This is a genomic window from Janthinobacterium sp. GW823-FHT01H08 (genome assembly GCF_058797855.1).
On record NZ_CM179504.1, the window covers coordinates 4,842,693 to 4,858,922 of the forward strand.

11 protein-coding genes are annotated in these 16,230 nt (G+C 62.7%); 4 read left to right on the forward strand and 7 right to left on the reverse strand.

From position 1 onward, the window contains the following. Positions 1-48 precede the first annotated feature (48 nt). Entirely contained in the window at positions 49-2,511 is a 2,463-nt protein-coding gene (locus tag AC3RCG_RS21780) for a tetratricopeptide repeat protein (protein ID WP_070291838.1), read from the forward strand. Here the strand turns inward: AC3RCG_RS21780 and AC3RCG_RS21785 are convergent. From AC3RCG_RS21785 to AC3RCG_RS21800, 4 genes are read right to left on the reverse strand one after another with little or no spacing between them, the layout of a single operon-like run. After that, the gene (locus AC3RCG_RS21785; RefSeq protein ID WP_070291839.1) at positions 2,508-3,158 is read right to left on the reverse strand and encodes an FABP family protein; all 651 of its coding nucleotides are present in this window, start codon (positions 3,156-3,158) and stop codon (positions 2,508-2,510) included. The genes AC3RCG_RS21780 and AC3RCG_RS21785 overlap by 4 nt on opposite strands. A gap of 56 nt (positions 3,159-3,214) precedes the next feature. Then, a complete protein-coding gene (locus tag AC3RCG_RS21790; RefSeq protein WP_492402018.1) occupies positions 3,215-3,619 on the reverse strand; it encodes a hypothetical protein in 405 nt (134 codons plus the stop codon). 2 nt (positions 3,620-3,621) lie between these two features. Then, entirely contained in the window at positions 3,622-4,425 is an 804-nt protein-coding gene (map, locus tag AC3RCG_RS21795) for a type I methionyl aminopeptidase (protein ID WP_492402017.1), read from the reverse strand. A gap of 17 nt (positions 4,426-4,442) precedes the next feature. Next, positions 4,443-5,042 carry a TetR/AcrR family transcriptional regulator gene (locus AC3RCG_RS21800; protein ID WP_492402016.1) on the reverse strand — a complete coding sequence of 200 codons (600 nt, stop codon included), beginning with the start codon at positions 5,040-5,042 and terminating at the stop codon, positions 4,443-4,445. Between the two features lie 113 nt (positions 5,043-5,155). On the opposite strand from AC3RCG_RS21800, the gene AC3RCG_RS21805 reads away from it, so the two are divergent. Continuing rightward, complete coding sequence (locus AC3RCG_RS21805; protein ID WP_070221052.1) at positions 5,156-6,670, forward strand: AMP nucleosidase; 1,515 nt, start codon at positions 5,156-5,158, stop codon at positions 6,668-6,670. A 432-nt stretch (positions 6,671-7,102) separates the two neighbouring features. Further along, positions 7,103-9,625, forward strand: coding sequence for a TonB-dependent receptor (locus tag AC3RCG_RS21810; protein WP_070312843.1), 2,523 nt, complete (start codon positions 7,103-7,105; stop codon positions 9,623-9,625). 97 nt (positions 9,626-9,722) lie between these two features. Here the strand turns inward: AC3RCG_RS21810 and AC3RCG_RS21815 are convergent, their stop codons facing one another. The 3 genes from AC3RCG_RS21815 to AC3RCG_RS21825 form a co-directional block, all read right to left on the reverse strand. Further along, complete coding sequence (locus AC3RCG_RS21815) at positions 9,723-10,691, reverse strand: IS1595 family transposase (RefSeq protein ID WP_070308398.1); 969 nt, start codon at positions 10,689-10,691, stop codon at positions 9,723-9,725. A gap of 140 nt (positions 10,692-10,831) precedes the next feature. Beyond that, positions 10,832-11,302 carry a cyanophycin metabolism-associated DUF1854 family protein gene (locus tag AC3RCG_RS21820; RefSeq protein WP_070221406.1) on the reverse strand — a complete coding sequence of 157 codons (471 nt, stop codon included), beginning with the start codon at positions 11,300-11,302 and terminating at the stop codon, positions 10,832-10,834. A 2-nt stretch (positions 11,303-11,304) separates the two neighbouring features. After that, entirely contained in the window at positions 11,305-13,575 is a 2,271-nt protein-coding gene (locus AC3RCG_RS21825; protein WP_083286938.1) for a cyanophycin metabolism-associated ABC transporter, read from the reverse strand. 467 nt (positions 13,576-14,042) lie between these two features. Between AC3RCG_RS21825 and AC3RCG_RS21830 the strand changes: the two genes are divergently transcribed. Then, entirely contained in the window at positions 14,043-16,220 is a 2,178-nt protein-coding gene (locus tag AC3RCG_RS21830; protein ID WP_492402015.1) for a cyanophycin synthetase, read from the forward strand. Positions 16,221-16,230 lie beyond the last annotated feature (10 nt).

Below are 16,230 nucleotides of genomic sequence, written 5' to 3' on the forward strand. Positions count from 1 at the left end.
TGAGGATGCTAAAATTCAAACATCTTTCCAGAGAGCAAAAGGACGCGCATGAACCCCAGCACCGAGACGGCCCATGAAACCCAAGGCATCGAGGATGCGCCGCAGGTGACAGAGACGGCCGTGGCGGCGCCAGCGCCCGTCAAGCTCGGCAAGGAAGACATCCCCACCGTATTGGGCAAGCTGCGCACGCTGGTGCAGGACAAGACGCGTTTCGAGCCGCACGACATCACGCCGCTGGGCGAGGAAGACGTGCTGCAGGATTTTTCCCTGCAAGCCAATTACGCGCTCGAAGCGCGCTTCGAACAGCGCGTCATCAACGGCTATTTCACGCCCTCGGGCAATGACTGCCGATGTGGCTCCCACGAGGTGGGAGCGCTCGCTCACGCGCAGGAGAAGGAACGGCTGCGCCGCGCGGCGGGCAAGCTCGACAATGCCTTGCGCCAGGCGGGCCAGGCCTACAACGCCATCGAAGCGGGCGCCTACCTGCCGCACGCCGTCAAGTACTGGCACCTCGATACGTGCGTCCCCTGTTCGGGCAAAGGCCGCATCGGCTGCCACACCTGCCACGGCGCGACGACGGAAACATGCTGGAACTGCCACGGCGGGCGCACCGTCAGCTGCGACGCTTACGGCTGCTACGGCAGCGGCAAGGTGTCGTGCTCGTATTGCAGCGGCAGCGGCACGGTGGCCGAGCAAGTCACCGATTACATCACGGTGCAAGTGCCCACTACCACCTACAGCAACGGCAGCTCGCACACGAGCTACCACAGCGAAACGCGCACGCAATACCGCACCGAGCATCGCAATTGCTACCATTGCAGCTTCGGCAAGGTCACGTGCAACACCTGCCACGGTTCCGGCAACATCAATTGCGGCACCTGCCGCGCCAGCGGCAAGGTTACATGCCGCACTTGCAGCGGCGCGGGCGACTTGCGCTGCAACCCGTGCGACGGCTCCGGCAAGGTGGGCACGGCGGCCTGGGTCGACGTGCACGTGACGCCCGGCTACAGCGTCAGCCTGCCCAAGCCGGCGCCCGATGACGCGCGCCGCATCCGCGACAAGGAGAGCGTGCACTCACTGGCGGCCATTGCCAGCAGCCTGGCCCTGGCAAAAGTGAGCATTTACAATGAAGACCAGCCGCAGGAAGTCGACGCCCTGTATGCTGCCAAGCTGCGTATCGTGCGCCTGGACGCATCGTGCAACGCGGAAAAACACCACCTGGTGGCGTACGGCACGGACTTGCGCTGGCTGACCCTGGACGATATCGTGGAAAAGCTGCTGCGCGGCGACCTCAAGGCGCTCAGCGATGCGCTGGCCGGCAGCGCCGACGACGGCCTGTTCTCGGCCCACGTGCAGGGGCTATTGACGCCGCTACGCGACGTGGCCGCCTCGGAACTGAATGCGGACGTGATCGAGTCTGTCCTCAGCGGCGACGCGGATCACGCCCACGTCGATGTCGTCTCCGCCGACTATGCCAACAATGTGCGCACCTGCGTGCTCGGCGCCCTGCGCCAGGTCTACACGCGGCTGGCCAAGCAATTCTGGTGGAAAAGCGCGCTGGCCGCGCTGGCCGCCGCCATCGCCGCCTGGTTCTTCGCCGGCCGCGGCGCGGCCGCCGTTGCCGGCCTGCTCGTCACGGGCGCCGGCTACTGGCTGTTCAACCGCAAGGTGAAAAGCGTGCTCAGTGAAGCGCTGGGCGGCCAGCAGCAGGCCGCACGCGCCATGGGCATCGCCGGCAAGGGCCGCCGCAACCAGCTGGCGCAAGTGCTGATCCTCGCCCCCGCCAGCGTGGCCGTGCTGGCCGCCAGCTATGGCTTGCCCGTGCGCGTGCGCCCCGCTGCGCCTCCGCAGCAGGCGGCCATGGCCTCGGCGCCCGTTGCGCCCCATGCACCGGCCGCCGTGCCGCAGGACGCAAGTGCCGCCAAGGCCGTCAAGCTGTACGAAAATGGCGACAAGGCACAGGCGCTGGCCATGCTGGAAAGCCTGGTCGGCAAGGGCGACGCGGGCGCGTATGGTCTGTATGGCTGGATGCTGCTGATGGGCGAAGGCAAGCCCGGCCCCGTCACGGCGCCGACGGCGCAGCAGCGCGAAGCGCGCCAGGTGGCCGCCAAGCCCCTGGTCGGCAAGGGCCTGCTGAAGAACGACAGTTATGCGCTGACGGCGAAGGGCGTGATGCTGGCCGAAGGCTGGCAGGAACCGCGCAACATGGCGCGCGGGCTCGACCTGCTGAAACAGGCCGCGAACAAGGGCAATGCGCAAGCGATGCACTTATTGGGCCTGTACCACGTGCGCGGTTACCAGATTCCCGTCAATCACAAGGAAGCGCGCAAATGGTTCACCCTGGCCGCCGACAAGGGCAGCGCGGGCGACATCTACAACCTGGGACTGATGGACTGGGAAGGCGCCGGATTAAAACGCCCGGACCGCGCCAGCGCCATGCAGCGCTGGAAGATCGCGGCCGCCATGGGCGAGGAACGCGCGATCAAGGCCGTCGCCCAGGGACAGCCTTAAGCGGCGGCTGCCGCCAGCGCCTGCAGGGCCATCGGGTTCGGCGTGGGCTCGCCGACTTTCGTCAGCAGGTTGCGGTCCGTGTGGTGGAACGGTTCATCCTTGCCGCGAATGAGCATGACCGTGTCTTCATCGTAGCCCCAGGTGCCGTCGGCGTGGATATCGACCTTGATCCGGTATTCGACGGTGGTGAACGCGTGTTCGAGGAAGGGGTTCGAGCAGATGCCGTAGGCCGTCGAATCGCGCTTGGCCACCAGTTCGAAACTGGTGGCGTCCGCCGTCGTCGTGCCCGACGCCATGGCGATCTGGCCGCGCGGGATGGCCAGGGTCTGGATCACGGCGCCCGTGGCCGGCTCCCACAGCCAGTAGCCCACCTGCTCATGATAGGTTTTCACTTGGTCCGGCTTGGTGATGTGGATGTAGTAACGCAAGCCGTAGAACAGTTGCGGGCCGTTGGTGACGGGGTCGATCGGCTGCAGTTCGATGCGCTCGACGAAGGCCTGCTTGCGCGGACCGTCCGCTTTCGGCTTGACGTCCAGGCCGCGCGTGCCCGTCCAGATGCCGGCCATGCCGGTCAGCGGTCCCAGGTTGTTCAGGGTGTGCACGTCGGCGGACGGCTCGGTGTAGATATCTTCGGGAAAATCGCTCATGCGGAAGTCTTCAAAATGGGGCAACAGTGCTTGCCGCCATTGTAAGACGCAGGCCGCTATCTGGGAAAGAGCGTGATGTGGCGTTCGATGAACAGCAAGGCCGCTGCCGCCAGCGCGGGGCGCTGCGTTTCGAACACGGCCGCATCGCGCGTTTGCAGCAGGTTGGCGGCCGCCTCGGGCAGGCCCAATTCGCCGGCGACGAACGCCGCCACCGCGTCGATATTCGCGTACAGGGCGCTGTCGAAGCCTTCCCAGTCCACGTAGGCCAGCCACTCGGCCAGGGTCAGCACTTGGGCGACGGGCGGCGCCAGGGCCGCGATGCGTTCAGAACGCAGCACGCTGTCGTCGCGGATGCCTTCCTGCTGCAGGACGGCCAGCGCCACCTGCTGCAGCGCGTCTTCGGGATCGTGCCGGTACTTGTTCAGCAGGCGCTGCGTCAGGCTGGTACTGGCCGCATCCATGCTCAGACCAGCGGCTCGGTCGAACCGGTCAGGGTAAAGATTTCAAAGCCCGTTTCCGTCACGCCCAGCGAATGCTCGAACTGCGCCGACAGCGAACGGTCTTTCGTCACCGTCGTCCATTTGTCGGGCAAGACCTTGACCTGGTAGCTGCCCACGTTGAGCATCGGTTCAATCGTAAAGATCATGCCCGGTTCGAGCACGATGCCCGTGCCGGCGCGGCCGTAGTGCAGCACTTGCGGCGTGTCGTGGAAGACCTGGCCCACGCCATGGCCGCAGAAGTCGCGCACGGAGGAAAAGCCCTGCGCCTTGGCCACCGCCTCGATAGCGGCGCCCACGTCGCCCAGGGTCGCGCCCGGGCGCACGGTGTGGATGCCGGCCATCATGGCGTCATACGCCGTGTTGACGAGGCGGTTGGCCAGGATGGACACGGCGCCCACCTTGAAGGTGCGGCTGGTGTCGCCGAACCAGCCGTTGAATTTCGGCGTCACGTCGATGTTCAGGATGTCACCCACCTTCAGGATCTTGGTCTCGGACGGGATGCCGTGCGTGACTACGTGATTGACGGAGATGCAGCTGGCGTGCTTGTAGCCGTGGTAGTCGATGGTGCCGGGGATGGCGCCGGCGGCGCGCATGAATTCCTCGCACAAGGCGTCGAGTTTGGCCGTCGACACGCCCGGTTTGACGAAAGGCGCGATGTAGTCGAGCGTGTCGGCGGCGATGCGGCCGGCCGCACGCATGCCGATAAAACCTTCTTCGTCGTGCAGCGGGATTTTCTTGCCGTGTTCAAGCTGGGTGGAATAGCGCATGGGGATTCTTTTCTTTGTTAGTGTGATGTGGAATGCAAGGCCCAGCCGCGCACGGCATCGTGCGAGGCGCGCAGCATGGCGTCGACGCTGGCCGGTATCGGCCGCTCCTGGGTCAGGTAGGGCTTGACGACGGCCACGGGCGCGTCGATCAGCACGAATTTGAGCAGCATGTGATCGAGGTCCAGCTCCGTGGTGGCGGGCATGGCTTCGGCGCAGCGCACAAAGCAGGCGTCGAGCGCCGCCTGCTCCTCTTCCACGGCGGCCAGCAACTCCTCGCTGAGGCCACCGCTGAAATCGGGGCTGTCCGCGCATTGCAGCAGGAAGCGCGCATACACGGGCTTGCGCCGGCACCAGTCCAGCAGACCGTGCACGCCGGCCCAGGTGTCGCCGCCGAGCCAGCGGCTGGCCACTTCCTCGCGGAAGTCGCTTTTCACGCGCAGCCAGGCGCGCGCCAGGATGGCGTTGCGCGAATCGAAGCGGTGATACACGGAGCCGATGGGCGCGCCGGCCTTGACGGCGATGGCAGCCATCGACACGGCGCCCACGCCGCACTGGGCGGCGACGGCGATCGCGCTGTCGATGAAGTTGTCTTCGTTGAATTTGGCTAGTCTGACCATTCAAATAGAATACAGATTCTATTTGAATCCGTCAAGCGCCCCCGATATGCGCCAACATGAGTTGCCTTGCTGCCTTACAATGGTATGCACGAACCGCTACAAGGAGAATCCGCTTGCTTACGCCCCCCTTCATCGCCTCCTCCCGCTTCGACGATCCACGCCTGGCGTTGGAACAGGTGCAAGCCATCTACCGCAGCAGCATCGAACACTTGCGCGACGCGCTGCAGCGCTTTGTCGCCGGCGAAGACATGCACGAACGGGTGCGCGCCTGCTACCCCTTCGTGCGCATCCAGACCGACACCGTGGCGCGCGCCGACTCGCCGCTGGCCTACGGTTTTGTCGCCGGTCCCGGCGTGTTCGAGACCACGCTGACGCGCCCCGACCTGTTCGGCGACTATTATCTCGACCAGTTCACGCTGCTGCTGAAAAACCATAACAGCGGCCAAAAGGTACATCTGGAAGTGGGCGTCAGCGCCCAGCCCATCCCCGTGCATTTCTCGTTCGCCGAGCATGACCATATCGAGGGCAATATGGATGCGGGCCGCCGCCTGGCCATGCGCGACCTGTTCGACCTGCCCGACCTGTCGGCCATGGACGACGGCATCGCCAACGGCACGCACGAACCGGCGCACGGCGAAGCGCAGCCCCTGTCGCTGTTCACGGGACCGCGCGTCGATTATTCGCTGCAGCGCCTGCGCCACTACAGCGGCACCTCGCCGCAGCATTTCCAGAACTTCGTCCTGTTTACCAATTACCAGTTCTATATCGACGAATTCATCCGCCTGGGCCACGCCATGATGGACCGCGCGCCCGATGCGGCCGCGCCATCGGACGACGATGGCTACGTCGCCTTTGTCGAACCGGGCAACGTGGTCACGCGCCGTGTGGGCCAGACGGTCGAGAGCGAGGATGCGCTGGGCGCCGCCCCGCCGCGCCTGCCGCAGATGCCCGCCTACCACCTGCTGCGCGCGGACGGCAGCGGCATCACCATGGTCAATATCGGTGTCGGTCCGGCCAACGCGAAGACCATTACCGACCATATCGCCGTGCTGCGCCCGCACGCCTGGCTGATGCTCGGCCATTGCGCGGGCCTGCGCACCACGCAAAGCCTGGGCGATTACGTGCTGGCGCACGCGTATGTGCGCGAAGACCACGTGCTCGACGAAGACTTGCCGCTGTGGGTGCCGATCCCGCCGCTGGCGGAAATCCAGCAGGCGCTGCAAACGGCAGTGGCGGAAATCACCCAACTGACGGGGCATGACTTGAAACACATCATGCGCACGGGGACCGTGGCCAGCACGGACAACCGCAATTGGGAACTGCTGCCGCAGCGCACGCCGGAGCGCCGCTTCAGCCAGAGCCGCGCCATCGCGCTGGACATGGAAAGCGCGACGATCGCCGCCAACGGCTTCCGTTTCCGCGTGCCGTACGGCACCCTGCTGTGCGTGAGCGACAAGCCGCTGCACGGCGAAATCAAGCTGCCCGGCATGGCCAATCACTTCTACCGCGAAAGAGTCGACCAGCATCTGCGCATCGGCATCCGCGCCGTGGAACTGCTGCGCCGCCAGGGCGTGGACCGCCTGCACAGCCGAAAATTGCGCAGTTTTGCGGAAGTGGCGTTTCAATAAGCGCGCTTCCCCGTCATGCCGGCCGCCCTCCACGGGCGGCTTTTTTTTGCCCGTAGCGCTGACGCAATGCGGCAGGCAATCGTCGCAACGACACTATAAAACGTCACAAAAAAACAACAGATGTCTAGATCGGCATTATAAAAAAACAAAACTATCCACGCTTTTTTTGCTAATGGGAAAATTAAATTTATTTAACAATTGAAATTTAATGATTTCCTGCCATACACAAATCAAATTCATCCAGCGTCATTCTTCGAAGAGAGAATCCATACGCAAAAAGCAGAGCCGTCTTGACAGCCCAAGGCGAAAAATGGTCTGATGAATTGTAAATTTAAGCTGCTAAATTTATAAACATGGTAATTTTGAAAATACTTTCAAATAGCTAAATAAAAACCCTAAGGAAACTAAAGTTTCCTAGTTGGAGGATGGACAATGATTGAAAAGAAATTAAGCAAATCCTTGCGCATGATGTTTGCCGGCACTTTGGTCATGAGCGCAGGCTTCATGCACCAGGCCGCTCAAGCGCAGGAAGCCAAGGCTGACGAGAAATTGCAGCGCGTGGTCGTCACCGGTTCCGCCATCAAGCGCGTGGATGCCGAAACGGCCGCACCGGTGGAGATTTACACCAAAAAAGATATCGAGCGCACGGGCGCCACCAGCGTTGCCGAATTGGTCAAGAATCTGGCCTCGATCGACATCAATGATCAAGGCGAGCTGAGCGCCAACTCGCCTTCCGGTTCCGGCACCACCAACATCAAGATGCGCGGCTTGAGCGAACGCAACGTGCTGATCCTCTTGAACGGCCGCCGCCTGCCAACCAATGCGCTGGCTGACGGTTCGGGCGCGGGCGCCGCGGTCGACGTCAACGCTATCCCGCTGAGCGCGCTGGAACGCATTGAAATCCTGAAGGACGGCGGATCCGCCATTTATGGCGCCGATGCGGTGGCCGGCGTGATGAACTTCATCACCAAAAAGAACTACCAGGGCCTGGAAGCGAAGACCAGCTATGGTCAAAGCTCGCGCTCGGACGCCAAGGAAAAGACGGCCAACCTCGTGTACGGTTTTGGCGACTACGACACCCAGGGCTTCAACGTACTGGCCACGGTCGACGTGTTCAAGCGCGATCCGATCTACCGCAAGGACCGCGACCTGACCCGTTCGGCCGACTTCCGCCGCTTTGGCGGCCCGGATGGCCGCAGCGGCTTCCATCCTAGCGGCAATATCGCCGGCGGCGGCACCCTGGTGCCATGCCCACCGGACGATTTGAGCAACGGCTCCTGCCGTTTCGACGTCAACAAGACCTTGCTGACCTCGACCAACGGCGCCGATCGCGTCAGCGGCATGCTGATCGGCAGCCTGAAAATCAGCGACAACATCCGCGCGTTCGCGGAATTTACCTATTCCGAAAGCAAGGATGACTTCGAAGCTCAGGCTGCTCCGGGCAACTTCGTAGTCAATGGCAAGACCGTTGCCGGCCGCTTTATGCAAATGGGTCCTCGCAAGACCAACCGCAAGGGCACAATGACCCAGTTCTCGACGGGCCTGGAAGGCACGACGCGCGGCATCGACTGGGACGTCGCCATCGGCAAGGGCGTAAGCAAGGCCACCAACCGCGATTCGAACTACGCACATTACGATCTGTTCAACGAAGCGATCGAGAATGGTTCGATCGACCCGACCCGCACCGACAACCCGCAAGCCGCCGTCGACAAGATTCGCCTGACGCCTACGCGCGCCGGCAAATCGGAACTGACCTTCTTCAACGCCAAGGCCTCGGCGCCGATCATGGACCTGGCTGGCGGTGCGATGGCCTACGCCGTCGGCGTGTCGTACAACAAGGAAACGCTGAGCGACCAGCCCGACCAGAACCAGATCGATGGCCTGGTCTTCGGCAGCATCCAGCAAGCCTCCGTGAAGGCGGACCGCAATTCCAAGGGCATCTTCGGCGAACTGTCGATTCCCTTCCTGAAAAACGTCGAAGCTCAGGTCGCCTTGCGCTATGACGACATCTCGAATGTCGGCAGCAAGACCAGCCCGAAACTGGCTTTGCGCTACCAGCCGCTGAACAACCTGATGTTCCGCGGTTCGTATGCAGGCAGCTACCTGGCGCCATCGCTGAAACAGATGTATGGCGGCGTCGATGCCGGTGCCTATACGACGAACGACAAGGAAATCTGCAATGCCTTCCCTTCGATTTCCGGCAATTGCACCAACTTCTCCTACTACCAGGTCTCCGGCTCCAACAAGGACTTGAAACCTGAAACGGGCAAGACCTATAACCTGGGCGTGGTGTTCTCGCCAGTGAACTCGCTGACGGTCAGCATCGATTACTTCAAGATCGACAAGAAGAACGAGATCGGTACCCTGACGGAAACCAAGGCGATCGAGCGCGGCAACGTCGAAATCAAGAATGGCGACGCGCGCATCCTGCTGAACAACCAGAACCTGGCTACCACCGAAGTACGCGGTTTCGATACGGACGTACGCTACACCTCGCCGCAAACGATGTTCGGCAAGTTCACGATCCGCAATGCGTCCACCGTCTACACCCGCATGGAAACGCAGGATACGGAAACGGATCCGGTGCAAAGCACGCTGAAGACGTTCATGAACCCGAAATACCGCAACACGTTTACTGCGAGCCTGGAAAAGGACAATATGTCCGGCTCCCTGGTCATTCGCACGACGGGCGACATGATCGACTCTGACAAGCGCCGCGAAGAAATCAAGCCGGGCACCCGCACGATTCCTTCGCACACGGAAGTCGATCTGACGGGCCAGTACGTGGCGATGCAAAACCTGACCTTCACGGCCGGCATCAAGAATCTGTTCGACAAAATGCCGCCGTTTAGCGCAATGGGCGCGGGTAACCAGTACGGCACCCTGGGCTTTGCTCAGCTGTACAACGTGCGCGGCCGTTACTTCTACATCGGCGCAGGCTACAAGTTCATGTAATGTAGCGCAATCCCCGGCAGCCTGAAATGGCTGCCGGTACTGCCCCCGAAAGCCGCACGAGAGTGCGGCTTTTTTCATGCCCGGCAGACGAAAAAAGCTATGTCACCGTCAAATGTGGGAACTCGCCCAATGTTGCCTTCAATAATGTTTCTGGGGAGCGGATGCGCCCGGCGTCGAGTATCCAGCGCCAGCCCAGGTAATTCGGCAGGTAGCGCGTCGCCACGCCGTGAAAGGGGCCTAGCCATGCCCGCAGGCGGCTGTGATACGCGTTGACGTTCTGCACGTGGGCGGCGCCCTGCACGCGGATGCCTGCGCGCACATTGACGGCCTGGTGACTGATGCCCGCTTCACGCGCGAAGGCGCGATAGGCAGCGTGGTCGTCGGTGACCAGCAAGATGTCCTTGTCGATCACCGGCGGCAGGCAGGCATGCAGCTGCGCCTTGGTCAGCGCCCCTTTTCCCGCGACGAAATCGCGGGTTTGTCCCGTGCGGTCGCGCGCCACCAGGATGCAGACTTGTTCACTGGAAATGCCGTGCTTGCGGGCATGGCCGCCACGGCGGCGCGCCGGACGCGTCAGATGCCGCGCGCCCTTTTCCGATTCCAGCACATACAGCTCGTCCGCTTCGGCGATGCCATGCAGGCAATGGGGCCGGTCCGTCTTGGCCAGGCTTAAAAACCGGTGGCGCCAGCGAAAGGCGGTGTTGCGGTGCACGCCCAGCTGGCTTGCTGCCTTGCGCACGGAAGCCGACTCGAGCAGGCAGTTGGCGTAGTCGAGCCACAAGGTCTTGTGGCGCAAGCGGGCCAGCGGTGTGCCGGTGAGCGCATTGAAGGTGCGCCCGCACGGCACGCAACGGTAGCGCTGCAGTCCGTGCGCATGACCGTGCCGGTGCGCATGACTGCTGTTGCAGGCAGGACAGTGCAACCGCTGCCGGGCTACGCTTTCGACCAGTGCCACGGCGGCGTTCTGCGATCCTGCCCCGCGCAGCAGAGCAGTGCTCGCCAAACGCTGGCGACGGCTCAGTGCGGCGAACTGGGCGATGAAGGTTTTCCATTCGGCTGGCTGCATGGAAGGCTCCCGTTTGTCTGATATGTACAGTCAGACAGCCGGGGCTGGGGAAGATTCCTTGAGTTCCCCTATTTGTCGGGGACAGAGCCTAAAAAAAAACCGCTGCAGGCAGCGGTTTTCAGGTAACTCCAACGCTTACCTTACAGGAAGCGGTCGAGTATCTTGCGCGTCGTCTTGTCGATATTAAACATGTCGCGTATCAAAAAGTGGATGCCGTGGTTGTCGGCGATCAAGAGCGACGCGGCACCGATGCGGCGGATGTCTTCCTCGCCTTTCAGCACGAATTGCGTCTCGCCCCGGTCCGTGTCGACATGCCAGGTGCATGGCGTGGCGAAGCTGGAGACGCTTTTCACGCGCGCGATCTCGGGCATGAATTCGCGTCCTTCCAGCTCTTCCTGCAGCAGGCTGCGCGCCGGCTCCGGCATGGCGTCGAGGCGGTCGATCCACGCCACTTCCTTGCCGTTGCCCAGCACCAGCGAAATGCCTTCGTCCGGCGACTGGATGGGGAAGGCGCGCACGGGCGCCACGCCTTCAAAGACCTGGCCGTCCGCGTCCGTCATCACCAGCTTGCCGAAAGGGTCGCGGCTTAATGTAAAAGTTGTACTGGCCATGCTTATTCCTTGTCATCCAGGGCGAGTTCGTTGTTGCGCGCCTGTGCTTCGTAGAGGCGGAAATAGGCGCCCTCTTTCGCCATCAGTTCATCGTGACTGCCCACTTCGACGACCTGGCCACGGTCCAGCACCACCAGACGGTCGGCCCGGTGCAGGGTCGACAGCCTGTGCGCGATGGCGATCGTCGTGCGGCCCTGCACCAGATTGTCGAGCGCCTTCTGGATCTCTTTTTCCGTTTCCGAATCGACCGACGATGTCGCTTCATCCATGATCAGGATGCGCGGGTCGATCAGCAGGGCGCGGGCGATCGAGATGCGCTGGCGTTCGCCGCCGGACAAGCCCTGGCCACGTTCGCCCACCATCGAATCGTAGCCTTGCGGCAGGCGCAAGATGAATTCGTGCGCATGCGCGGCGCGCGCGGCGGCGATGATCTCCTGGCGCGTCGCATGCGGTTTGCCGTAGGCGATATTTTCCGCGATGGTACCGAAGAACAGGAACGGTTCCTGCAGCACCAGGCCGATATTGCGGCGGTAGTCGGACACGGCGAACGAACGGATGTCGACGCCGTCGAGCAAGATCGCCCCTTCCGACACGTCGTAGAAACGGCAGATCAGGTTGACCAGCGTGCTCTTGCCCGAACCGCTGTGGCCCACCAGGCCGATCATCTCGCCCGCCTTGATGTTCAGGGTGATGCCGCGGTTGACGGCGCGGTTGCCATAGCGGAAACCGACTTCGCGCAAATCGATCCTGCCTTCGATCTTCTCCAGTTTCACGGGCTGCGCCGGTTCCGGTACGCTCGACACATGGTCGAGGATGTCGAAGATGCGCTTGGCGGCGGACGCCGATTTCTGCGTCACGGAGACGATGCGGCTCATCGAATCGAGGCGGCCGTAGAAGCGCGTGCTGTAGGCGATGAAGGCGGTCAGCACGCCGACGGTGATTTCGCCGCGCGACAGCTGCCAGATGCCGAAGCACCAGATGACCAATAAGCCCATCTCCGTCAGGAAGGAAACGGTCGGCGAGAACAGCGACCAGACCTTGTTCAACTTGTCGTTGACGGCCAGGTTGTGCGCGTTGGCGTCGCGGAAGCGGGCCGCTTCGCGCTTTTCCTGCGCAAACGCTTTGACGACTCGAATGCCGGGGATGGTATCGGCCAGCACGTTGGTCACTTCGCTCCACACGCGGTCGATCTTTTCAAAGCCCGTGCGCAAGCGGTCGCGCACCAGGTGGATCATCCAGGCGATGAACGGCAGCGGCGCCAGGGTCATGATGGCCAGCCACGGATTCATCGACCACAGGATCACGCCCGTCATGATGATCATCAGCACGTCGGAAGCGAAATCGAGCAAGTGCAGCGAGAGGAAGACGCAGATGCGGTCGCTGCCGCTGCCGATGCGCGCCATCAGGTCGCCCGTGCGCTTGCCGCCGAAAAATTCCAGCGACAGCTTCATCAGGTGTTCATAGGTGGCCGAGCGCAAGTCGGCGCCCATGCGTTCGGACACCAGGGCCAGCACATAGGTCTTGCCCCAGCCCAGCAGCCAGGCCAGCAGGGCCGAACCGAGCAAGCCGCTCATGTAGTACACCACCAGCCACGGATCGATATGCTTGCCGTTCTGATACGGGATCAGCACATTGTCCATCAGCGGCGCCGTCAGGTAGGGCGGAATCATGTGCGCGGCCGTGGAGAGCAGCATCAGCATGAAGCCCAGGGCCAGCTGGCCACGGTAGGGATGGGCGAAACGCCACAGGCGGAACAGGGTCCAGGTCGATGGCGGCGTATGCAGCACCTTGGCGCAGATCGGACATTCTTCCTGCTCCGGCTCCAGAGGCGCCTTGCAGCTCGGACACACTTCCTGCTCCGCTTCCAGCACGGGCTGGCCCGTCAGGTGGCTGTCGAGGCGCTCGACGAACTGTTCCAGCACGCGGATCGCATGCAGATTCTGGCCCAGGGTAAAACGCCACGACGCCAGGCGGCCGTGGTCGTCGAACAATTCCAGGTGGCCGACGCCGGCGTGGTCGTGGTGCGTCAGGCGCAGTCCGTGGCGGAAAGACCAACTTTTCCAGGTGGTATCGCCCGGGGAACGGGCCAGTAAACGCTTCTCTGTGACAACAATTATGCCTTTTGTGAAACGTAATCGCGCATCGAGGTCAACCTCAACGCTACTTAAAACGTTCTCCCCTGGAGAAAGCTTGCTTTCCACTTCCGCCAGCCAGTGTTCCGGCAGCGAGGTAAGGGGAATAGTTGTTGCAGGAACACTCAGTTCAGTTGTCATCGTAAAGCATACTCCGGCTCGAGGCCAAGCCCTTCAGGGCGGGATTTGGGGGATGGGGCAGACGCCCGATCAATGTTTGTGTATTGCGCGATGGCGAGGTAGATGCACCAGTGGCAATTTCCTGTATTGTATCGAATGGATGCCTGCAGGTAATGAATGATGGCAAAACGGAGCAAAAAAATGCGCGGCCATCGTACAGGGGCAAGTATACAACAGCCCGCTGTTGCGCAAATGCTCCAGCTTAGCCCGGAGTCGGTAACTTTATAACAAGTATGGCAACAATTAGTAACAATTAGAATGACAACACCAGCAGAATACGAGAAGCAAACGCGACAAGAGGCCGCTAAAAGTGGCACACTGCGCATACCCGGGATAAAGAACCAAGCACGAGCCTGAAAAGACTCTGTAAAGCCAACATAAAGTATCTGGCGCCCAGACGCCTGGCTTGTTATCAAGAAACCACTTACATGATCAAGAAGAAGAACATCGAATTCGTCCGCGTCACCCACTTGCGCGGCCCCAACATCTGGACTTACCGCCCGGTGATTGAAGCCTGGGTCGACATCGGCGAACTGGAAGACTATCCATCGAATACCCTGCCCGGCCTGTACGAGCGCCTGGTGGCGTGGCTGCCCGGCATGATCGAGCACCGCTGCGGCGTGGGCGAACGGGGCGGCTTTTTCGAGCGCCTGCGCGAAGGCACATGGTCGGCTCACATCCTCGAACACGTGGTGCTGGAACTGCAAAACCTGGCCGGCATGCGCACGGGCTTCGGCCAGACGCGCTCGACCAGCCAGCGCGGCGTCTACAAGATGGCCTTCCGCACGCGCGAAGAGCACGTGGGCCGCGCCGCCCTGGCCTCCGCGCGCGAACTGCTGATGGCCGCCATCAATGATGAAGCCTACGACCTGGAAGCGGCCCTGGCGCCGCTGCGCGACATGGTCGACTCGCGTTGCCTGGGCCCGAGCACGGCGAGCATCGTCGATGCCGCCACCGAGCGCCGCATCCCTTCCCTGCGCCTGAACGACGGCAACCTGGTGCAGCTGGGCCACGGCGCCGCGCAGCGCCGCATCTGGACGGCCGAAACAGACCGCACCAGCGCGATTGCCGAAGGCATCGCCAGCGACAAGGATCTGACCAAATTCCTGCTCAAATCGTGCGGCGTGCGCGTGCCCGAAGGCAGCCTGGTGCGCAGCGCCGAAGCGGCCTGGGAAGAAGCGCAGGACATCGGCGTGCCCGTCGTCGTCAAGCCGTATGACGGCAACCATGGCCGCGGCGTGTCGCTGAACCTGATGACCGAAAGCGACGTGAAGGCGGCCTATGAACTGGCCGCGCGCAAGGGCGACAGCTCGGCCGTGCTGGTGGAAAGCTTCATCACGGGCGACGAACACCGTCTGCTCGTCGTCGGCAACAAGCTGATCGCGGCCGCCAAGGGCGAATCCCTATGGGTCGACGGCGATGGCACTTCCAGCGTGCTGGAACTGGTGAACACGCAGATCAATACCGATCCACGCCGCGGCGAAGGCGAAGATTTCCCGCTCGGCACCGTCAAGCCGCATGAATCGGGCGAGATCATTCTCGAACTGCAGCGCCAGGGCATGACCGCCCTGTCCGTGCCGCAGGCGGGCCAGAAAGTGCTGATCCAGCCGAACGGCAACGTGGCCATCGACGTCACGGACGACGTGCACCCGTCCGTCGTACATGCAGCCCTGCTGGCCGCGCGCGTGGTCGGCCTCGATATCGCCGGCATCGACCTGGTGACGAAGGATATTACCCGTCCCCTGGAAGAGCAGCGCGGCGCCATCATCGAAGTCAATGCCAGCCCCGGCCTGCTGGCGCACATCAAGCCAGGCGTGGGCCAGCCCCGCCCTGTCGGCGCGGCCATCGTCGACCACCTGTTCGCGGCCGAGGAAACGGGCCGCATTCCGCTGATCGGCGTGACGGGCACGCGCGGCACCAGCCTGATCGTGCGCATGCTGTGCAAACTGCTCAACCTGTCGGGCCTGCATACGGGCGCCGTCTGCAGCGAAGGCATGTATCTGGACCAGCGCCGCGTCGTCAGCAGCGATTGCGTGAACTGGGACGCGGGCCAGCGCCTGCTGCTCAACCGCACCGTGCAGACGGCCCTGTTCGAGAGCAATCCGCGCATGATCCTGGCCGAAGGCCTGGCCTACGACAAGTGCCAGATCGGCGTCGTCACGGACATGGGCAGCCTCGATAGCGTCAAGGATTTCGACGTGCTGGACGAAGCGGGCCTGTACAAGGCCGTGCGCAGCCAGGTCGACGTGGTCGTGCCGACGGGCGTGGCCGTGCTCAACGCCGCCAACGCGCACGTGCTGGAACTGGCCGAACTGTGCGACGGCACGGTGACCCTGTATGCGCAGGATGGCAGCTTGCCCGCCATTGCGGCGCAACTGGCCGCCGGCCAGCGCGCCGTATTCGTGCGCGGCAACCACATCGTGCTGGCCGAAGGCGGCATCGAAACGGTCCTGCTGTGCCTGGACCTGCTGAAACCGGCCACGGCCGGCAATGTCGACAGCGTACTGGCCGTCGCGGCCGCCGCCTGGGCCCTGAACCTGCCCGTCGACCTGATTTGCGCCGGCTTGCGTACCTTCGACGCGGCCCCCGGCTGCATCGGGAATTAAGACTCAAGCC